Annotated in this window: 17 protein-coding genes; 6 read left to right on the top strand and 11 right to left on the bottom strand. The window is 53.4% G+C overall.

Annotated elements, in window-relative coordinates; translation table 11 throughout:
- Positions 1 to 648 precede the first annotated feature (648 nt).
- On the top strand, positions 649 to 2,112 hold the full coding sequence (gene pdxR / locus NC856_RS15130; protein ID WP_264091277.1) for a MocR-like pyridoxine biosynthesis transcription factor PdxR: 1,464 nt from the start codon (positions 649 to 651) through the stop codon (positions 2,110 to 2,112).
- A 30-nt stretch (positions 2,113 to 2,142) separates the two neighbouring features.
- On the opposite strand, the gene NC856_RS15125 is transcribed toward pdxR, so the two are convergent.
- The 7 genes from NC856_RS15125 to NC856_RS15095 form a co-directional block, all read right to left on the bottom strand.
- Positions 2,143 to 3,144, bottom strand: a complete 1,002-nt coding sequence (locus NC856_RS15125) for an ABC transporter ATP-binding protein (protein ID WP_264091276.1) — start codon at positions 3,142 to 3,144, stop codon at positions 2,143 to 2,145.
- Positions 3,134 to 4,180 carry an ABC transporter ATP-binding protein gene (locus tag NC856_RS15120; protein ID WP_264091275.1) on the bottom strand — a complete coding sequence of 349 codons (1,047 nt, stop codon included), beginning with the start codon at positions 4,178 to 4,180 and terminating at the stop codon, positions 3,134 to 3,136. The genes NC856_RS15125 and NC856_RS15120 overlap by 11 nt, the downstream gene beginning before the upstream one ends.
- A 3-nt stretch (positions 4,181 to 4,183) precedes the next feature.
- Entirely contained in the window at positions 4,184 to 5,065 is an 882-nt protein-coding gene (locus NC856_RS15115) for an ABC transporter permease (protein ID WP_264091274.1), read from the bottom strand.
- 2 nt (positions 5,066 to 5,067) lie between these two features.
- Positions 5,068 to 6,021 (bottom strand): ABC transporter permease, encoded by a 954-nt coding sequence (locus NC856_RS15110; protein WP_264091273.1) that lies wholly within the window; start codon positions 6,019 to 6,021, stop codon positions 5,068 to 5,070.
- Positions 6,022 to 6,041: 20 nt separating this feature from the next.
- Positions 6,042 to 7,700: an ABC transporter substrate-binding protein gene (locus NC856_RS15105; protein WP_264091272.1), complete on the bottom strand. Its 1,659-nt coding sequence runs from the start codon at positions 7,698 to 7,700 to the stop codon at positions 6,042 to 6,044.
- A gap of 534 nt (positions 7,701 to 8,234) precedes the next feature.
- Positions 8,235 to 9,674, bottom strand: coding sequence for an aspartate ammonia-lyase (aspA, locus tag NC856_RS15100; RefSeq protein WP_264091271.1), 1,440 nt, complete (start codon positions 9,672 to 9,674; stop codon positions 8,235 to 8,237).
- Positions 9,675 to 9,832: 158 nt separating this feature from the next.
- Positions 9,833 to 10,828 carry a LysR family transcriptional regulator gene (locus NC856_RS15095; protein ID WP_264091270.1) on the bottom strand — a complete coding sequence of 332 codons (996 nt, stop codon included), beginning with the start codon at positions 10,826 to 10,828 and terminating at the stop codon, positions 9,833 to 9,835.
- 489 nt (positions 10,829 to 11,317) lie between these two features.
- On the opposite strand from NC856_RS15095, the gene NC856_RS15090 reads away from it, so the two are divergent.
- The 4 genes from NC856_RS15090 (at position 11,318) to NC856_RS15075 (ending at position 14,409) form a co-directional block, all read left to right on the top strand.
- Positions 11,318 to 12,349, top strand: coding sequence for an ABC transporter substrate-binding protein (locus tag NC856_RS15090; RefSeq protein WP_264091269.1), 1,032 nt, complete (start codon positions 11,318 to 11,320; stop codon positions 12,347 to 12,349).
- Positions 12,350 to 12,365: 16 nt separating this feature from the next.
- On the top strand, positions 12,366 to 13,118 hold the full coding sequence (locus NC856_RS15085) for an ABC transporter permease (RefSeq protein WP_264091268.1): 753 nt from the start codon (positions 12,366 to 12,368) through the stop codon (positions 13,116 to 13,118).
- Positions 13,115 to 13,933: an ABC transporter ATP-binding protein gene (locus NC856_RS15080; protein WP_264091267.1), complete on the top strand. Its 819-nt coding sequence runs from the start codon at positions 13,115 to 13,117 to the stop codon at positions 13,931 to 13,933. Before NC856_RS15085 ends, NC856_RS15080 begins: the two co-directional genes overlap by 4 nt.
- Before the next feature lie 131 nt (positions 13,934 to 14,064).
- Positions 14,065 to 14,409 carry a BglI family type II restriction endonuclease gene (locus tag NC856_RS15075; protein WP_264091266.1) on the top strand — a complete coding sequence of 115 codons (345 nt, stop codon included), beginning with the start codon at positions 14,065 to 14,067 and terminating at the stop codon, positions 14,407 to 14,409.
- A 60-nt stretch (positions 14,410 to 14,469) separates the two neighbouring features.
- On the opposite strand, the gene NC856_RS15070 is transcribed toward NC856_RS15075, so the two are convergent.
- Entirely contained in the window at positions 14,470 to 15,186 is a 717-nt protein-coding gene (locus NC856_RS15070) for a GntR family transcriptional regulator (RefSeq protein ID WP_264091265.1), read from the bottom strand.
- Positions 15,187 to 15,486: 300 nt separating this feature from the next.
- Here NC856_RS15070 and NC856_RS15065 point away from each other — a divergent pair, with 300 nt between their 5' ends.
- Positions 15,487 to 16,587 carry a DUF1615 domain-containing protein gene (locus NC856_RS15065; RefSeq protein WP_264091264.1) on the top strand — a complete coding sequence of 367 codons (1,101 nt, stop codon included), beginning with the start codon at positions 15,487 to 15,489 and terminating at the stop codon, positions 16,585 to 16,587.
- A gap of 44 nt (positions 16,588 to 16,631) precedes the next feature.
- Here NC856_RS15065 and NC856_RS15060 read toward each other — a convergent pair whose 3' ends face one another.
- The 3 genes from NC856_RS15060 to NC856_RS15050 form a co-directional block, all read right to left on the bottom strand.
- Positions 16,632 to 18,101, bottom strand: coding sequence for a SulP family inorganic anion transporter (locus NC856_RS15060; protein WP_264091263.1), 1,470 nt, complete (start codon positions 18,099 to 18,101; stop codon positions 16,632 to 16,634).
- Positions 18,098 to 18,733 carry a carbonic anhydrase gene (locus NC856_RS15055; RefSeq protein ID WP_264091262.1) on the bottom strand — a complete coding sequence of 212 codons (636 nt, stop codon included), beginning with the start codon at positions 18,731 to 18,733 and terminating at the stop codon, positions 18,098 to 18,100. Before NC856_RS15055 ends, NC856_RS15060 begins: the two co-directional genes overlap by 4 nt.
- 563 nt (positions 18,734 to 19,296) lie before the next feature.
- Entirely contained in the window at positions 19,297 to 21,420 is a 2,124-nt protein-coding gene (locus NC856_RS15050; RefSeq protein ID WP_264091261.1) for a hypothetical protein, read from the bottom strand.
- Positions 21,421 to 21,426: the final 6 nt, after the last annotated feature.

Genomic DNA, 21,426 nt, shown 5'->3' with positions numbered 1-21,426 from the left:
ATAGCGTTTCATAACAGGCTCCGTTGCCCCCATAGAGATTTTCAGTATGGGGTGTCAACTATCCTGCCAGAGGGGGAGTGGAAGATATTAATTTTCAAATCTGTGCTGGGATCTCTGCTTTCTGAGGTTCTAGCGCGTATTGTTAACTTCTGTTGGGGGTCATTTTGGTGGTCTTTTTATAAATGTTTTTTAATTTTTTGTATAAAAAACAATAAATTTAGTTTTTTTTCGAGTCCGGCCTTCGCACCATAGTATGAAAATCAAGCCACCTCAGGGTAGCTTTTTTATGCCCATAATCGTCCATTAACATCAGTGTAAGTACACCTGTTTTAGTAACATTTTAAATATGGAAATTATATTTAAGCTATTTTTTAATAAAAATAACAATCTATAATTTTCTTAAAAATTGAATTAAAAAATTATATCTACACTGTCGACCCATGTGTATATCGCCGTTAACTGTTCCAGCACCACTCCGCCTGGAACTTTACGCCGTTTCCCTTTTTGCACTGTTGGCACCCTGTTGTTCAATTGGCACTCTGCTGCTCCAATAGCGGGGAAAATCGACTGTCCGCAATTCAGCTTCTGGTGCGGTGTGGTACGGCATTTGCAGGCTATTCGTCGTGGTTTTTACGAAGAGGGCTGCGAATGAATCGTCATTACTTGCATGTGGAGTTTGACAAGCAACGCGGATTGCAGGAACAACTCCGTGAATCATTGATGGATGCTATTCTGGCTGGCGTTTTTCCGGCTAATGAGCCGCTCCCTTCATGCCGTCAACTGGCCGCGCAGTTAAATGTGTCACGTAATACCACGGCGCTGGTTTTTGAAGGGCTGGTGCACGAAGGGTATCTGGTCAGTCGTCCGCGTAGCGGCTACTTTTTGCATCCCGATTATCAGCAGCGGGATTATCTGGCCCCTCCTGATGCACCGCAAGATCGCGTCAACGCCCCGCAATGGAACAATCGGCTGAAAATGACCCCCAGTGAAGCGTCGGCTATCCTCAAGCCTGCTCGCTGGATGAATTACCGCTATCCATTTATTTACGGTCAGCCGGATACCCGTCAGTTTCCGGTGAGTCAGTGGCGCGCCACATCAAACTGGCTTAACAGCGGTATGCGTGACCAGTGTTGGGTGGTGGATCATGTTGATCAGGATGTGCCGATGCTGATTGAGCAAATCCGTACCCGCGTGTTGCCTAAACGCGGCATTGTCGCCGGGCCGGATGAGATCCTGATTACGCTCGGTTCCCAGAATGCGCTTTATTTATTGACCCGTTTGCTGTTGTCCACAGAGAGCCGCGTGGGGGTGGAAAACCCCGGTTTTCGCGAGGCCATCAATACGTTTATGTTGAACGAGGTGGATATTGTTCCCCATGCGGTGGATGAACAAGGCATTGTGATTGATGAGTCTCAGCGTTGTGATTACTACTATGTGACGCCGGGCCATCAGGTGCCGACTGGCGTCACCCTGAGTCCGTCGCGTCGTAGCCAGCTTCTCAGGCACGCTGTGCAGCAGGATGCGGTCATTATCGAAGATGATTATGATTCGGAAAGTAATTTTACCGGTAACCCGCCGCCCGCGTTAAAAGCGAGCGACCGTAATGGGCGGGTAATTTACATCAGCAGTCTGTCGAAAGCGCTTTCTCCCGGTCTGCGCCTTGGTTTTATGGTGGCGGACCCGGAACTGATCGATGAGGCGCGGGCTTTGCGCCGTTTGATGTATCGCCATCCGCCAGCCAATATTCAGTATCAGATGGCGCATTTTCTGGCGCAGGGATATTACGAAACCCACCTGCGTCGTTATCATGATGATTCCGCGCGCCGCTGGGAGAGCCTTAGCAAGGCGCTGAATCGGTATTTGCCGGAATGTCAGACGATTGCCGGCAGCGAACATGCCAACGCGTTTTGGTTGCAAACCCCGTCAAGAATCAATACGCAGAATCTGACCTGGCGTGCGGCCCATGCGGGCGTGTTGATTGAGCCCGGCGCGCGTCATTTTCTTGACGATGTGCCGCCGGAGAATTTTTTCAGGATGGGTTTTCACGCCATCGCGCCGGAGAATATTGCGCCAGGCGTGGAGACGCTGATGGCGCAATTGCAACAAATGTGAGCCTGGCGGCAACATGGCGAGGCAGAAAAGTCAGGCTACAGCGGATGCAGGCAATGGTAATGAGCGCCAGTGATGACAACTGACCCCGTGGCGCTCCGCCACTGTTTCAATGACCGGCGCCGACTGGCTGCATACCTGGGTTGCGTGCGGGCAACGTGGCGCGAATGCGCAGCCGGGCGGTAGTTGCGAGAGATCCGGCGGCGAGCCCGGAATACAATGCAGCACATCGCCTTTTTTCAGGCCGCCTTGCGGACGGCTGCCGAGCAGAACCTGCGTATAGGGATGACGCGGATGGGACATAATCTCACGCAGAGAAGCCTCTTCCACAATCCGTCCGGCGTACATGACCGCCACACGATCGGCAATTTCGACCGCGGCGCCAATATCGTGTGTCACGAAGATGATCGATAGTCCAAGCGCCTGTTGCTGTTCCCGGAGCAGGATCAGGATCTGAATTTGTACGGTGGCGTCCAGCGCGGTGGTCGGTTCATCAGCCAGCAATAACGAAGGCTGGCAGGAGAGGGCCAGGGCGATCATCGCCCGCTGACGCATCCCACCGGACATTTCATGGGGATAGGCATCCAGACGCTGTTCCGGGCTGGGGATTCGAACCTGGCGCAGCGCTTCCAGCGCTCGCTGGCGGGCATCTTGGTACGATAGCTTTTCATGGCGGCGCAGCCCTTCAATAATCTGCTGCCCGACGGTGTATACCGGGTCGAACGCCAGCAGCGGTTCCTGAAAAATCATCGCGGTTTTTGCCCCACGAAAACGTTGCAGCGCCGGGGAAGACATCGTTAACACATCTTCGCCCCCGACCGTAATCGAGCCGCTCATGGTGGTGTGCCGCGGCGGATGAAGCCGCATGATGGCGCGCAGCGTCACGCTTTTGCCGGAGCCGGATTCACCGATCAATGCCATGACTTCCCCGCGCTTCACCTCGAAAGATACGCCGTTCACCGCTTCGATGGTCTGTTTGTCCCGGCGGAAACGGACATGTAAATCGTCAAGTTTTACCAGGGGTTCATACGACATGGTTTACCTCCTGAATCGCAATATCGCCGGTATGCCAGAGTGAGTCCGGTTGCGCCATCAGACACCGGCTGCTGTGGTTTTCGCCAACCGTCAGGAGTTGCGGTTTCACCTGCGTGCAAACGGCTTTCGCTTGTGGGCAACGGGTATGAAAACGGCAACCTGTTGGTGGTGAAATCGGGCTGGGCGGGTCGCCGTAAAGCGGTGAGGTTAGGGTGCGATTTTCCGGGTCCATGGAGGGCATCGAGTGCAGCAGCGCCTGGGTGTAAGGATGTTTCGCATCGGTAAACAGGTTTTCTGCCGGGCCAATTTCCACCACTTCGCCGAGATACATCACCAGTATGCGATCCGAGAGATAGCGCACCACATGCAGGTCATGGCTGATAAACACATAGGTGAGATCGAGCTCGCGCTTCAAATCCAGCAGTAGTTGCAACACCTGCGCCTCGACGGATTTATCCAGCGCTGACACGGCTTCGTCCAGAATAACCAGCCGGGGTTTCATCGCCAGCGCACGGGCAATATTCACGCGCTGACGCTGACCGCCGGATAACTCGTGGGGATAACGATGGGCGAAACGCGCCGGTTCAAGCCCCACATGCGCCAGCAGATAATGCGCATACACCTCAGCCTGCGCCGCATCGATGCCATGTACGCGCTGGCCGAAAGCGATGCTCTCTTGCATGGTCATCCGCGGGTTGAGCGAGGCGTAGCTGTCCTGAAACACCATCTGTACCTGACGGCGGTACGCTTTCATCGGCAAGCGGGAAGATCCTACGCCAATACCATCAAAAATCAGTTCGCCGCTGTCCTGAGCGAGCAGTTGCATTAGCAGGCGCGCCGTGGTGGATTTTCCGCAACCGGACTCGCCCACCACGCCCAGCGTTTCGCCTTTTTTGACCTCAAAACTGACGTCATCCACCGCCTGCACGACGGCCCGCTGTTTGCCGTTGCGTACCGGGAAATACTTCCGCAGTTGATTTACTTTAAGCAGCGGCTGCGCGGGGCCGCCCACATCGATATTCTCAAAGGGTTGCATCGGTTACTCCTTGATCGACATTGCGGCGCGTAAACGATCCGCAAGAATGTTAAAGGAGATGGAGGTGATGAATATCATCAGTCCCGGCAAGGCCGCCACCCAGGGTTGGGTATAGATTGCGGTGCGCAAGGTGTTGAGCATCAGGCCCCACTCCGGCTCCGGGGGACGAACCCCTAAGCCGAGAAACGAGAGCCCGGAGGCAAGGATCATGCATACCGAGATAAGCCCGGTGGAGAAGACAAACACCGGCCCCAGCACATTACCCAGTACCTGTACGCGAATAATCGTGAAGGCGCCGGCGCCAGTGGCGCGCGCCGCATCGATATAGTCCATGTGCCTTATCTGGGCGGTGACGCTTTCGGCAATACGCGCCACCTGCGGAACAAAAACCAGCGTCAGAGAAAGCAAGGCGTTCCCCACGCCAGCCCCCATCGCGCCGGATAACGCTATCGCCAGCAGCACGGAAGGAAAAGCGTAGAAAATATCGATGGTGCGCATAATGAGCGAGTTTACCCATCCGCCCGCATAGCCTGCGATAATGCCTATCGTGCCGCCAATAAAGAAAGCGAATACCACCGGAACAATCCCCATGAACAGCGACAGGCGAGTGCCCAGGATCAGCCTTGAAAGCATGTCGCGTCCCAGTTCGTCGGAACCCAGCACGAACCCCTGCGTGCCAATGGGTTTAAGCCGCATAAACATGGATGTCTGGTACGGATCTTTCACTATCAGCCACGGGCCGAATATCGCCAGCAACAGCAGGAACAGGATAATTACGCCCACTACCACGCCTGTCGGGTCACGTAGCAAACGGAGCAACACGCTGATCCAATAGCCCCGGCTGGCAGGCGGGGCCAGTTGTTTGGGCGGGATAACATCCACCATGGTTAGCTCCTTTTAATGCGCGGGTCGAGTGCGGTCTGCAATACGTCTACCAGCAGATTGAGCAACACAAAGAACAACGCCAGTACCCAGATGGTGCCTTGCAGTAACGGCAAATCGCGTTGAAAAATGGCGGTGTTCAACAGCAGGCCCGTACCGGGCCAGGAGAACACCGTCTCTACCAGAATGGAGCCGCCCATCAGGTAACCTACCTGCAACCCCATCACCGCCAGCGCGGTGGGCGCGGCATTTTTCACCACATGCAGAAAAATACGGCATTCAGTTAATCCCCTGGCCCGCAATCCGATGATGAACTCCTGACTTAAAATATCGGCCACCTGCGAACGCACGGTACGGGCGATGATGCCAGTTGGGATCACCGACAAGGTGATGGCGGGCAGCAACATAAATTGCAAATGCGCCCAATCCCACCTCCAGGCGGTTTCGCCAATCGGCCCGCCGCCAGTGGCGGGCAACAAGGCGAACTTCACGCAGAAAACGATAACCAGCAGCATTCCCAACCAGTAATGCGGCACGCTGACGCCAAATACCGATAACAGCGAAGCCAGGCGATCAATCATGCTGTTACGGAAATAGCCCGCGACAAACCCAAACAGACTGCCGAGCAGAAAGCCGATGCTGGTGGCCAGCAGCGCCAGACGCAGAGAATAGGTCACTGCGGTCATGACTTCGGAAATGACGGGCCGCCCGGTTGCGACCGACATGCCCAAATCGCCCTGCATTGCTCGCCACAGCCAATGCAGAAACTGGATCGGCAGCGGTTTGTCGAAGCCGTAAGCCTGCATCAGCGATTGGCGCAGCGATTCGGAGGCATCTGGCGGCATCACTGATACCAGCGGATCGCCGGGCGCTATCTGCACCAGCAGAAAGCAGACTACGGCCACGCCAAGCATCGTGGGGATCGCCAGTAAAATACGGTAAAAAAGGGTGGTGAGCATGCTCCCTCCGTGATCGTCGGTTACTCTTTTTTGCTGACCAACGCCAGATCGATGAACCAGCTTTGCGGTTGCACCACGCCGGTTACCGCCGGTGAAATGGCGCGCGGTCCAACGTCATGCGCCACAAACAGGAACGGCACCTCATTCATCACGGCTTCATGCAACTCCGCCGTCGCGCTATCCATCTCCGCCGGGGTAAAAGCATGTTTCACCTTGTTGGCGAGTCTTTCGGTTTCCGGCGTGGAGAAGTAACCCCAGTTGGTGGCAACCGGCGGAAACGCTTTGGCGGTTGAGAAACGAATCATGCCGAAATATGGGTCCGCGACGGCGGCGCTCACGTTGATGGCATCCACCCCTTGTGAGGCGGGATCTTTCGCGCCTAAACGCCAGTTGGTGAACAGCGTGTTCCATTCGTTGACTTTGATGTCCACATTGAAGAAACAGCTTTTCAGGCTTTGCTGAATATATTCGTTCATTGGCAGCGGTTGCATCTGCCCGGAGCCGGATGCGGATGTCGCCACCGTGACGCGCAGCGGTTTACCGGCGCTATAACCGGCTTCAGTCATCAGTTTGCGTGCGGTATCCGGGTCGTATTTAATCTGGAATGACGGCTTGCCGTACCACGGGTTGTCGCTCTCGTAGACGCCGGTGGCTTCCTTCATGTATCCGCCGAGATAGCTTTTTAACTCGCTGCGGTTCAGACACAGGTTGGCGGCCTTGCGTACGCGAATGTCCTTCCACGGCGAACCTTCCAGGAAAGAGAACTGCCACGGCCAGAGGTGCGGCTGCGTATTGGCATAAATCTTAAAGCCCTGAGATTTGATTTGATCAACCGCGTCAGGGGCCGGGGCTTCAATCCAGTCCACCTGTTTCGACAGGAGCGCGGCGGTACGGGCATTCGCTTCAGGAAGCGGGATCAGCACCACTTTATCAACGCGCGGAATGCGATCTTTGTTCCAGTAATGGGGATTTTTTTTCAGGATGAGTTGTTGACGCGGAACCAGTTTTTCCAGTTCGAACGGGCCGCTTCCCACGGCGTGGGCGGCAAAGTCGGTCCAGGCGCGCTGGCTGCGTTCGGCGACATCGCTTACCGAAGTTGGCACCGCATCGTACATTTTTTGCCAGGCGACCGGAGAAACAATAAACAGATTGGTGAGGTTATAGGGCAGCAGGGCATCGGGTTCGGTGGTGGTCAACGCGACGGTGTAATCATCAATTTTCTCAGCGCTTTTCAGGGTTGGCATACGTGAAAGAGTATTACCGATTTGCCCCGGCGCGTACTGCGGCGCCGTTTTATCCAGCACCTTCGCCACATTCCAGACGATGGCGTCGGCATTCACCGCCGAGCCGTCATGAAATTTTACGCCTTGACGCAGTTTGAAGATCCACCGGCTTTGATTGGCGGGATCAATATGCCATTCACTGGCAAGACCGGGCACCAGACCGCTTGGTTTTTCTCCCTGAGAGAGATCCCATTCAACCAACGCATCATATAAAGGGATCCCGGTAAAGCGGTTGCCTTCAAACCCCTGATCCGGTTGTCCCAGCGTGAGTGGAATATCGGCGGCTGTCATGGCAATACGCAACGTGGATGCCTGTGCCAGAGAACCATAAAGCGTTAACGCGCCAATGGCGCTGGCGAGCATAAATTTACGGGAAGATAGAGTATATTTCAGCATGGTGGTTTCCTGTTAATTGACGCGTTTATCGGCAAGGTCAGCGTAGATTTCTGAATAGGACGGTTCGGCCCGTTTGGTTTAAAAAAGTCAGGCGTGAATTAAACCCTCATGAGACTGAATATAATCATCCCGATCAGGGTGGAATATATTGTTAAATAATCCTGTTTTGTATTTTCATTACGCCTCTCATGCTCTGATTAAATTCATTTTCTTGCCGTTAGTTATCAGCTTGAATAAGGCATAACCATTTGCCGCGGCAAGATTGAATATTTCCCATAATATCCTCTTATATTTTCGTCATTATCATTATAGTGACGGCGTTTTTTACTGTATGAATACAATTTATCATCTGAACAGAGCCAGTTAGGTGTTGTAGATGTGTCAGTTGCCGGCGCACCGCAATATTGCGCCGCTGCCCTGTCATGGAACATGGGCTGAAAACAGCAGAAGTGAAGGCTAATCAGTGGAGGTTAATGAGTGAAGGCACAGGATGCGTCTGCCCCTGTGCCTGAGTGGTAATGAAGCGGAAGGCGATTACACGGATTCTGCTTCGTCGGTGTAGCGTTTGGCTTTGTAGGCCGGATGCATCAGGTTTTGGATAGAGAAAATATCATCCAGTTCCGCTTCCGTCAGCAGGCCGCGCTCCAGTACCACTTCACGCACGCTCTTGCCGGTTTCAGCGCAGATTTTCCCGACGATATCGCCATTATGGTGGCCGATAAATGGGTTCAGATAGGTCACGATACCGATGGAGTTGAAGACATACGCCTCACACACTTCTTTGTTGGCGGTAATGCCATCAACGCATTTTTCCAGCAGGTTGTAACACGCATTAGACAGGATCTGGATGGATTCAAACATCGCCTGTCCAATCACCGGTTCCATCACGTTTAACTGTAGCTGACCGGCTTCTGCCGCCATCGTCACGCAGGTGTCATTACCAATAACCTTGAAGCACACCTGATTGACCACTTCCGGCACCACCGGGTTAACCTTCGCCGGCATAATGGAAGAGCCAGCCTGCAACTCCGGCAGATTGATTTCGTTCAAACCGGCGCGCGGACCGGAAGACAGCAACCGCAGATCATGACAGATTTTCGATAGTTTTACGGCGACACGCTTAAGCGCGCTGTGCACCATCACGTAGGCGCCGCAGTCGGAGGTTGCTTCGATCAGGTCTTCAGCCGGTACGCACGGCAAACCGCTGACTTGCGCCAGAAACTGTACCGCCAGATGCTGATATTCATCCGGGGTGTTCAGGCGCGTCCCGATGGCGGTGGCGCCCAGATTTACTTCCAACAGCAGTTCCGCGGTACGCAGCAGGTTCTTGTTCTCTTCTTTCAGCAGCACGTTGAAGGCGTGAAATTCCTGGCCCAGCGTCATCGGCACCGCATCCTGCAACTGGGTGCGGCCCATTTTCAGGATCGTTTCAAATTCCTGCGCCTTACGCTCAAACCCATTACCCAACTGGGTGATCGCTTCCATCAGCTTCAGTATGGAACTGTACACCGCCAGCCGGAAACCGGTGGGGTAGGCGTCATTGGTGGACTGACATTTATTCAAATGGTCGTTTGGATTGAGGTACTGATATTCGCCTTTCTGATGTCCCATCAATTCCAGACCGATATTCGCCAGCACCTCGTTGGTGTTCATATTAACCGACGTGCCTGCGCCCCCTTGATAGACATCCACAGGAAACTGATCCAGACATTTGCCGTTATTCAGCACTTCATCGCAGGCCTGAATAATGACATCGGCAATGTTGCGCGGAATGGTTTGCAGTTGTCGATTCGCCAGCGCCGCCGCTTTTTTTACCATCACCATGGCGCGGACAAACTCTGGAATATCGCTGATGGTCTGGTTGCTGATATAAAAGTTTTCAATGGCGCGCAGCGTATGGATACCATAATACGCATCAGCGGGAACTTCACGGGTGCCTAACAGATCTTCTTCAATACGGATCGGGGATGACATAAGTCTTATTCCTTTGTTCTGACGATGTACACGAGGTCACGGTTTAATATTGACCTGAAAATTAATTTAAATTTAATGGCCTGCTTAAATGCTTACCCGCTCTGATTATTTCCCGTCAGGGCCGGCGCATCTCCTGTTATTAACGTTATTGCTGACGGTTATTCCCTATCATCTGGATTAATCGATACCAGTTTTTCTATTCCCCGATGCAGGTTTTGCAGTTTGGGCATAAAAACGGTTTCGATGATTTCATGGGTGACGTCACACGCTTCATCAAAGAACGCACTGTACTCGTCACGGTGTCCGACGATATAAAGCGAACGTTTTATGTTCAGTTGTTCCGGCATATGCGTCAGAACCTGTCTGGCATGGATTTCCGATTGCAGGAAACTGATGGGGCTGGTGACCGCCCAGCCGATCCCGGCCGCGACCATAGAGGTTAAGGTATCCGCATTATCAAATTCGAGCATATTGGGAACGCGAATATCTATCCTGCGCAGGTAGCGCTCAATCTGCATGCCAATCTGCGAGTTGCGATTGAACCGCACCAGCGGTAAGGCGGCGGACAATTCACGAATATCTTCGATCGTCTTGATCCGTTTGCGATATTCCGGCGGCGTAATAATAAAATAACCTTCGGAAAACAGGCGGTAACGCACCACGCTGTCGGTATCCATCAAGGGATCGCTGGTGACGATAAGATCCAGTTCCCGCCGCATCAGCGCTTCGCCTTGCTGTGGGCTTAATCCTGTACGGATCAGCAATTGCGATGAACGTTTCAACAAACGTTTGGTGAATACCGAACCACAGGTGATGGCAAAGGAGTCAACCAGACCGATGCGCAGATCAGGTTTTATCCCTTTTCCCGCTTCGAGCACCTGCGCTTTCAGATTGGCGATCTCTTCGGTCAGCACTTCTCCGCGGTTTTTTAAGGCAATGCCATAAGGCGTTAACACAAAAGGACGTCTTGCCCGGTTGACCAGCATGACGCCGAAATCGTCCTCCAAAAGCCTGATCGTTTGCGAAATGGCTGAGGGCGTCAGGCCCAGACGCGTCGCTGCCGCGGTCATGCTACCTGCTTCGGCCATCGTCACAAAGACATGGACGGCATACATATCGATCAATTTATTGGCGGACATTATTCGTTTAACCATGTGAAATTGTTCGTTTAACCATGTGTTGTTGCCTGCGCGACAAAAGGTGGATGCGTAACGCTCCGAGGTTACGGCTATTTTATCTCATATCAGCCGCTGGCAAACGTGGTAACTGATATCAGCTTAATCAGCCGGACGATGAAAAAATATAAGGAATATCACTGATTAATTTTTTCTTATAACCAGCTTTAGCGGATCTGAAGTTAGCGGGGCGACAGAGCGCGTACCTGTCACCGGTTTGTCTGCGTTAAGCGAATCGGCACTGCACTATGATAGAGCGTATGCGCATGTTTTACGCACCGTAAACGTTATTTTTTCCTGCTTCTTACATAAAAACAACATAAATTCAAAATGTTAAAAGTTGGCATAACTTCTGCTTTATCAGCAGCAGTAAGACTTGTATACAAGATTGAATTCATTATCAATGGCTGTCCGGCGATGTGCTTTTATTCGCTGTGACGGCTGAGCGCACCCTCTGGAGGATTAACGATGAAACGCGTCACCCATAAGGCTTTATCCGCTCCTGTCAATCCACAGCGTCGGCGCTTGATCAGACTGTCTGCGCTGGCATTTGGCGCCGTCGTCGCTGGCGACATGCTGGGGCTTTCTCGCGCGCAGGCTGCTGAGGATGACGAAATCCGTATCGGCTACTGGCCGATTGTCGGCGGGTTGCCGCTGTATGTCGCCGTCGAGCGCGGTTTTTTCAAGGAGGCGGGGCTGAACGTGCGGGCGGTCAAGTTCGCCAGTCCGCAGCAAATCGTTGAAGGCATGATCACCAACCGCATTCATGGCTGCGCCAACGGTACGGCGACCGGCGCGCTGGGATTAGGGGCGCAAACCATGCCGGAACTGTTCAAATTTATCTGTACCAATCCATCCAACCATAAATGGGTACTGGACGAGTTTCTGGTGCCGCTGAATAGCCCGGTAAAAAGCATCGCCGAGCTAAAGGGCAAACGCATCGCCACCGGCCCCGGGATCCAGAATGTGACGCTGGCGAAAATCATTCTGGAGAAAAATGGTTTTACCGATACGAAAGTGATTGAACTGCCAGTGGGACAACATGTTCCTTCACTTGCCGCTGGACAGATCGACGGCGTTTATACGCTGGAGCCGACCGGTACGGTCGGGCAGATGAGGAATCTGGCGCGCACGCTGGAAACCGGGGTGATTTCGAAATATGTCCTCGACGATGCCGATGCGCCGTGGTTTGGCGGCGCGGCGGCGCTAACCAGCAGCTTTATCAACGGCAACGCGGATAAAGCCAAACGTTTTATCGATGCCTATGCCCGTGCTGTTGAGTTCATCCAACGCCAGCCGGATGCCGCGCGCGAGAATATCGGCAACTTTACCGGCATTGATAACGCGTTGTTGAAAGCGGTGCCGCTGCCTAATTTTGTTATGTACAACGACATGAACGCTTCGGATATCGGCTTCTTCCAGAAGTACTACGACATTTTTACTGAACGTAAAATTTTCCGTGACCACATTTCCGTCGCGGCGCTGATGTATTCAGCTTAAAAAACCAGGAGACATTATGAGCCGTAAGCTGTTGCCATTTCTTGGCCCTATTCTGTTGTTTCTGCTGTGGCAGCTTGCCGTCAGCGCCAAGTGGCTGAATCCGGTGCTGCTGCCTTCACCGACGGAAACATTAGGTTATTTGTTCCACGCTTTCGGCGAGGCGGACATGCGTGAGGATATCGCCGCGACGCTGTACCGCACGCTGATGGCGTTTGCCTTTGCCGCGGCGATCGGCGTGCCGCTCGGCATTATTCTTGGCAGCAGCGAGACGGTGTATCGCAGCGTGGAGTTTTTGATTGATTTCTTTCGCTCAACGCCATCTTCGGCGCTTATCCCTTTGTTCTTGCTGATTTTCGGTATTACCGATGCGAATAAAATCGCCATTGCCGCCTTCGCCGCCGTATTGGTGATCCTGTTTAACAGCGCTTATGGCGTGATGAACGCCAAGAAAACCCGCGTGATGGCCGCGCAGGTCATGGGCGTATCACGCTGGCATATTTTCAAGGACATCATGCTGATGGAAAGCCTGGCGCAGACATTCGTCGGTCTGCGTACCGGCGTATCGATGGCGCTGGTGATCGTGATTGTCGCGGAAATGTTTATCGGTTCGGAAAATGGCTTGGGCCACCGTATTATCGACGCCCAGCAGATTTTCAATATCAAGGATATGTACGCCTCGATCCTGATCACCGGCGCGTTGGGTTATCTGTTGAATCTGCTTTTTTTACTGGTTGAGAAGAGAATTGTTCACTGGAGCGGCAAAGCATGACGACACCTAGCGTATTACACCCTGACTATCGCGGACCGCAACTGGAGCAGTATCCGCCCGCGGATACGCACGTCACCATTCGCGGGCTGGATAAATCATTCGCCGGCCAGCCGTTATACAGCAATCTCAATTTGGATTTGCCGCGCGGTAAAATTGTTTCGATATTCGGTCCTAACGGCTGCGGAAAATCGACGCTGATGAATATGATCGCCGGGCTGATACCGGTGGATAAAGGTGAAATCCTGTTCGACGGGAAATTGCTGTCGGAAACGACCATCGGTTACGTGTTCCAGAACTACCGCGATGCATTGTTTCCGTGGATGAGCGCCTACGCGAATATCGCCTATCCTTTGATTCGCCGCGGCATGAGTAAAGCGCAGGTGAAGCTGCGGGTGGAAGAACTGATCGCCATGTTCGAAATTCGCTTTGATCTACAACGTTATCCTTACGAGCTATCGGGCGGTCAGCAGCAGACCGTGTGCATCATGCGTGCGCTGGGGCCAAAACCGGAAGTGATGTTTCTTGATGAGCCTTTCTCCGCGCTCGATTTTGAAATGACGCTGTTTATTCGCGATAAATTGCAGGAAGTTCAGCTTGCCACCGGCGTAAGCATGCTGATTGTCTCGCACGATTTGGAGGACGCGGTGTTCCTGGCGGACGAGATCCTGCTGCTTACCCGGCGTCCGACACAGGTTGCTGAAGTGGTTCCCTTTAATCTGCCCAGACCACGCGGCGCCGAGGCGATGAGCGATCCAGAGTTTATCCGCGTTAAAGCCCATACGCTGGCGGTATTCAAGCGGGAAATGGCGTCGTAGCGAGGCTGAGGCGTATCGGTTCGCTGATAAACAAAGAGGGATTGCTGTGTTTAGCAATCCTTCTTTAATGTCTTCAGTTTTGTGAACCATGACATATGTTATTACCGTTTTGAGCTCCAACTGAGAATGGCATGAAAAACGCCAGACCGGAAATTTCACCGTTCTATTTGATCGATAATAAAATAATCCCTGTTCTAACATATTGTATAAAAGTAGTTTACGATGTTGTCTCCCCAGGAAATCAGCCATTAAAATATATAGAGTTAATTTGTGTACCTAATGGAATGCCTTTTTTTGTTTCGCCAAACTACAATCTATCTTTTTCCGGGATCCTGACGCCGGGGAAAGATGAAGTTTATGTGGAAAGAAAGAGAACGAGAATCAAATTAAATCCACTATCATTAATCGCTGATTGGCGTTGTCAGAAAATATACATCAATAATAGCGGATCAGTCAGAGTATCTAAAAGGCGCTAGTCAAAGCGCGATATCTAATGGAGGCTGAATTGATTTTGTCAGCATTTGAAGCGCACCGCATTATTCGTGCGTCACCGCGGGGCGTCTGGCCTGCTGCAACATATGCAGGGTGATTTTTCTGACTTCGGCCTTACTTTCGGCAATGTGCGCGGTTAAAATACGCTGCGCCTCTCCGCTCTGCTGCTGCAAGATCAGTTGCAAAATGCGGGCGTGTTCGCGATAGGTCGCATCAATACGATCTTCGCGTGTGAAATCAAGACGGCGGATGATACGGATCTTTTCGGTCAGTTCGGCGTGAACCCGTTCTATTTCACGGTTTCCAGCCGCCGCAACCAGCCTCATATGAAAGGCTTCATCATAGCGGGATACTGTTTTACCTTCGGCAAGGCGCGGTTCATCAATCCAGAATTGCGTCAGTTCTGCCAACAGCGCGCGGCTGCGCTCCAGGGGCATCTCACACAGGCGGTGCACGGCTTCCCGCTCCAGTACGGTGCGAAAATCGTAGAGTTCTTCGAAGTATTCAAAATCGAACGGTCTTACCTGCCAGCCGCTGCGGAAATAAACTTCAACATAGCCTTCCCGCTCCAGCCAGAACAAGGCCTGACGTACCGGAGTCCGGCTGACGTTCATCCGTTCGGCGACCTCGCTTTCGCTGAACCGATCGCCCGGCATCAGGCGGAAATCAAAGATATCGTTTTTAAGTGATTGATATACCCGCTCCGCCAGCGCTTCAGGCCGGGCTTTGCTTTTGCGTTTGTTCTGAGTACCTTCCGGCATTTTATCGCTCCTGTTCCAGCCCTGGTTTCGCCAGCGGGACATCCCCCGGCGTTGATATACACTGAATTCCATTTTGTATACAAGATGGCTTTCAATAAAGCGAAGTCTGTGCCATTTTTTTAATTTTTTGTTTTAAAAGATTTTTAAATGATCGCTGGCCTGCAAACGCACGTAAAGCGGGCAAGGCTGCGCTATGGCGGAGCAACGTTTTCAGGCCGCATGGCGGCGGCGAACAGACTGGATCATCCTTCCCAACTACGCTAACGTCTTGGCTGCCGTTGGTCACTTAGCTGAGATAACATGCCTAATCATTGTGTTCCCTTGTTTCGTTCGCTGTGTCTGATTGCCTTGTTGGTACTAGCTGGTTGCGCGGACAAAAGCTCGCAACAGCCTGAACCGCGTCCGGCGGATATCCGTGCGCAGTTGCTGAAGCTATTGCCTGCCACCGTCAGCGATCGTCAGGGGTGGGCGACCGATATTGCCGCGGCGTTTACCGCGCAGAACCTTGATCCCAGTAATGAAAATTTGTGCTCGGTTTTGGCGGTAACCGAGCAGGAATCGACGTTTAACGCCGATCCGCAGGTACCGGGATTAGCCAAAATCGCCTGGAAGGAAATTGACCGTCGCGCCGAGCAACTGCATGTTCCGGCTTTTCTGGTGCGCACCGCGCTGTTGATCAAATCCCCCAATGGCAAAAGCTACAGTGAGCGATTGGACAAGGTGCGTAGTGAAAAAGAACTGAGCGCGATCTTTGATGATTTTATTGAGATAGCGCCGATGGGACAAAAACTGTTTGGCCGTCTGAACCCGGTACACACCGGTGGGCCGATGCAGGTGAGCATTGCCTTTGCCGAAGCCAACGCCGAAAGCTATCCGTACCGCGTAGACGGCGCCATTCGCCGCGAAGTGTTCAGCCGTCGGGGTGGCATGTACTTCGGCATTAAACACCTGTTGGACTATCCGGCGAATTATCCGCAGTCGATTTATCGCTTTGCGGATTTTAATGCCGGCTGGTACGCCAGCCGTAATGCCGCGTTTCAACGGGCTGTCAGCCGTCTTAGCGGTATTTCGCTGGCGCTGGATGGCGATTTGATCAATCACGGTTCGGATAAACCCGGCGCGACTGAACTGGCAGTACGTTCGCTGGGCAAACGGCTGGATATGAGCGATAGCGCGATCCGCCGGGCGTTGGAGAAGGGGGATAGTCTGGCGTTCGAAGAAACCGGCTTGTATGAGCGAGTTTATGCCTTAGCCGACAAAGCGGCTGGCGGCGGCGCACCTCGCGCCATTCTGCCGGGGATCACACTGGAAAGCCCGAAAATCACCCGTAAACTGACCACCGCATGGTTCGCAAAACGTGTGGATGATCGCCGTCAGCGCTGCCTGACTCGCGCACAATAACGAGCAACGCCCGATAAAGGGCGTTGCACATTAGGATAATAGCGTCAAACCGGCCACTGGCTGAGTTTGATGCCGCGCTCCTGGGCATTGTCACGGAAATCAGCCAGCACGGAACGAACATCGGGGTCGATGTAGTCCGCATTGTCATGCTCGACAATCACCACGCTGTTGGCTGGGATCTTGTTCAGCAGACTTTGCAGGTGCGGGTTGTGCACAAATGTCAGGTTTTGCTGAAAGCTCAGTACGAAGTGGTCGCTGTAGCGCGTCAACTTCATGGCGTTGCGGTGGCTTTTGTAAATGCTGAACGCCAGTTGAGTGGCGATGCCGATAGCGATACCGGCCAGCATGCCGAAGGCGATAATCCCGATGACGGTGGCGGCAAAGGGAACGAACTGTTGCAGGCCCTGGCGCCACAACAGCAGAAACTGTTGCGGCGAGGCCAGTTTATAACCGGTATAGAGCAGCACGGCCGCCAGACTCGCAAGTGGGATGACGTTCAGCAGATCGGCCATGAACAAACCGGACAACAGCAGTAGGACGCCGTGCAGCAGGATGGAGAATCGGGTGCGCGCCCCGGCATTGACATTGACCGAACTACGCACAATCACCGCGGTGATCGGCAGGCCGCCCAAAAAGCCGCTCAGCATGTTGCCGATGCCTTGTGCGCGCATCTCTTTATCCGGCGACGGCGCCGGGTGCTGCGGACGGATTTTTTTGAGCGCTTCCTGGCTTAGCAAGGTTTCCAGACTGGCCACCAGCGCCAGCGTGACCGCTACGACATACACCGCCGGATTTTTCCATGCCTGCCAGTCTGGGCGCGTCATTTCTCCCATCAACTGCTCGATATTGTCGAACTCCGGCAGCGTGATGCGCGGCAGGTTGCTGACCATCTCGGAGGATAAGCGGTCGCCGTAGACCGTAAACAATCCGCCAAATAAGACGGCGATCAACGGCCCGGGCAACCAACTGATGGCGCTGATCTTCTGCACCGGTTTGGTGGTCCACAGCCATAGAATCGCCAACCCGACCAGACAAACCGTCAGCGCGCCGGCGGAGAAGCCGGAACCGGATGGACTGAACAGCGATTTCAGGTCGTCTTCGCCATCGGAGCCGAGGGCTAAGGGAACTTGCTGGATGATTAACAAAATGCCGATGGCGGAGAGCATGCCTTTGATCACGGTGCCGGGGATCAGGGTAATGAAGCGTCCGGCGCGCAGCATTCCTAATACGCATTGCAGAACGCCCGCGAGCATCACCGCCAGCAGCAATGCCGAAAACGAGCCCAGACTGGCTATCGCGCCGGAGACAATCGTCACCAGACCGGCGGCGGGGCCGCTGACCGCATAGCGTGACGGGCTGAATAGCGTAACGACGATACCGCCGACCACGCCGGTCAGCAGTCCGACAAAGGGCGGGAGTCCGCTGGCTTGCGCAATACCCAGGCTCAGCGGCAGGGCGACAAGGAAAACGACAAGCCCCGCAGGGATGTCATAGCGAAGTGTGCTCAGGTTCATGGGGATTCCTCCTGTTCCTGCGCGTGCCGGTGGATAAGTTCTTTCAGGTGACCGGTGTGCAGATCGTAAACACAGCCAAAAACGTCAAGCTCGACGCCATTGCGCCAGGCTTGCCGCACGGGTTCGCAAGCGATCAAATGAGCGAACTGCGCCAGTACGTTTGCTTCAACCAACTGATTCTGACGCGTGCTTTCGTCAGCCTCGGTATGGGGCGAGGCGGTAATCTGTGATGAGATGGCCTCGCGCAGTTGGGTGATGCGGCGGGAGAGCGGCGAATCCTCGCTGGCGAGCGTCATTTCGGGCAGGTTAACGGCGGCTTGCACGCCGCCGCAGCCGTAGTGACCACACAGCACAATGCGGGAAACATGCAGGTATTCGAGGGCATATTGCAGAACGCTCATGAAATTGTCGTCGTCTGCTACCACCATATTAGCAATATTGCGATGGACGAAGAGTTCACCGGGATCAGAGCCTGTCAACACTTCGGCAGGGACGCGGCTATCGGAACAGCCGATCCACAATGAGTGCGGCTGCTGGCCTTGCGTGTGTTTTCTGAAATAGTGCGGATGACGCTGACGGCGCAGCGTAGCCCAGCTACGATTTTTAGCTAACAGGGGTTTTAATGTCGTCAAATCAAATATCTCGCTTTAGAAAACAGATTGATATTCACCCTCTCAACGAGAAGGGGAGAGGAACCATTATTTTTAAACTTACACATAAGTAAGTTCCGTATTATTAAATTTAGTTCTATGTTTTATGACAAGACCTGTTGATTAAGAAGATTCTTATATTTTGTTGTATTTTTAATATCATTTTTAAATTTAAAAACATATTTAAATCAGTACTTTATGTTTTGTTTGCTTGTTGATAGGAAAAACTTATTGTGAGATTTATTACTTGCGACAGTAATATTTAATATTACATTATTATGACAATCGCGTTTATTTTCATCGAATTAAAGTGGGGAATGGAATTTTATTATTTTCCAGTTTAATTACTTAATTAACGTAACAATTATAATGTTGGTGGTCGGGAGGTAAATATAACCTTGCTAATATAGGGGGAATAAACCGAATCATTATCTTTCAGGCGATATACCCATCATCATTCAAGTTGCAGGGGCGTTGGCGGTACTCACCACTCGCCCCATCCGTGAGCGTTGTTAATATGGCGACGTTATGTCGATGTGATAAACCTATTCTCCATTGCCCGCCGATGGGGGAGGGGCTGTTTCCCCGGCACGGGCGGACGGTGGCTGTGGGTTGTCTATGGCCCGGTTCGCCGCCGGCTTGTCGGTTGTTACTGCGGCGGCGACCCGACGCACGCCTTCGGTCACGCCGCGATCCAGCAGATTCAGCACTTCGGTGGTGGCCTGGGGCGCCACCTGTAGCGCTCCGCGCAGCGCGTGGTAGGCGCTCTCCAGCTTGCGCAGGTGGCTATCCGCGCTGGTCGCGCGCGGAAGCTGGGTTTTGTGTTGGGCCGCGATGTTGAAAGCGGCGTTGGTCAGGCGATCCCCTGGTTCGATTGTTCCTTTACGCGCTTTAATTTCCGCGGAAACAGCCTGATTGCTGTAAATGGATGAGGTATAGGTAATCGGCGAGATCATACCGAGCAAAGCATTCCTGGCGCGTTGTCCGCCGCTGAGCGATGCCGACGAATCCGCTTTAGGCATCAGCCCGCTGATGAACGACCCTTGCACCGCCGACGCCATTTTACTGTAGAAATTGCTGCGCACCTTGTCTTGCGTGATGTCCAGACTTTGCTTGATCTTGTCGCCGATGCTCGTCTGGGGTGTCCGTTGCGGTTCGAAGATGGCGAATTTACGTCCCTGGGGATCGGTGTAGGCCGTATGAAGTTGCACTGCCGCTTTGATCGCGCCTGCCGTACTGGAACCCAGTGCGCCGAATCCTGAGAGAATATGCGGTGTCGTCAGATCCTTGGCGCTGACATCGTCAAGGCTTTGACGCAGCACCTGAATGGCGCCGCGTGGGAGAAAGGCTATCGAATCCCCCAGCGCCAGAACGGTATCGCTGCGTAATTGTTTATTGCTGACGCGCAAACGTTCCTGATCCGCCTGGGTCGTTTCCTCGGTCAGGGTATGTGACGATTTTTTCACCATCTCACCGTACTCGCCAACAGCCGAGCGCAAGGGTTTGGGAACGATGGTATCAGCCTTAACGGGTTTAAGCCCTGGAACGCCCAACGCTTGCAAACCGTCTTCCAGAATGGGTTTCATCAGTCCGCTGATGGCCTCATGCGCAAACCCGGTGACGCTGCCCGCCATGACGGATCGTCCCAACGTACCCTGCGCATCGTTCCGGGGGATCTGGCTGCTCGCGGCGATATTCATCCAGGAACGAACTTCTCCCAGATGCAGGAATGTCTGAACGCCCTGAACGATAGCCGATCCCACGATGATCTTTCCTTTCTCCGTCGCTTCCAGCGGTCTGGACAGGCGCTCCCGAACATCCTCCAGATTGAGGTGAGCCTGCACGGTAGCAAGATGCTTAACCTTGGAATGCCCCTGATAGTCGGTTTGTACGCCTTGCAGGAACGACAGAGTCTGCTTATGTGCGTCCATCTCCGTCTGGATCGTCTTAACACGGTCATCCGAAGGCGCCGTCTCGTTAAGTTCGTGTTCGAGCAGCGTCAGGTTGGCGTTAACCTTGTTCATGCTCGTCTCAAGCGCGTCGGGAACGCTCTTGATCGCCTCGCGCGCCGCTGACGCCAACGCTGTCTGACTGCGGCGGATATCCATGCGATCCGTCTGGCTGAGGTTCGGTTCGCGCAACGCGCTATCGTGCAGGAGATGAGCATGTTCCAGGTAGTCGCCCAACTTGCCCGCATAGTCGGCGAAAACCTGGGCGGTTTCCTGGATATCCGGGGGAGAATGCAGTTCACTGCGTGCCGCAATCTCATTAAGCCGATCGGTAAAAACCGGATCGGCCAGACGCGGCGGCGGCGATATTCCCGGCAGATAAGCCGCCACCTCGTTGAAACGCGAGCCGGGATTGGTTTCCAGCAAACCTCCCAACAGGCGGGGAAGCGCGCCATTGACATGAGACATGTCCGTACTGCCGCGCTCCATCAGATCCAAGCGGTAATCATCAAACAGTTGTTGATGGCGCTCCGGCAATTTTAACGCCTGAGGCTGCGGCGCATTGAAGGACGCTGGACGTTCGCGCTGTCCGCTCAGTAGCGGAGGATTGCTTGATGGGCGCACACTGACCGTTGATGTTGACGCGATATCGGACGCCTTTGGCTGAGTGGGAAGGCCGCTCAAGGCGAGTGTCTGTGGCTGTATATCATTAATACGCATGATCGT

This window comes from Brenneria izbisi, assembly GCF_025840185.1.
GTDB classification, from domain to species: domain Bacteria; phylum Pseudomonadota; class Gammaproteobacteria; order Enterobacterales; family Enterobacteriaceae; genus Brenneria; species Brenneria izbisi.
The sequence above is the reverse complement of the archived record's forward strand: the minus strand, read 5'-3'. Positions and strand labels throughout refer to the sequence as shown.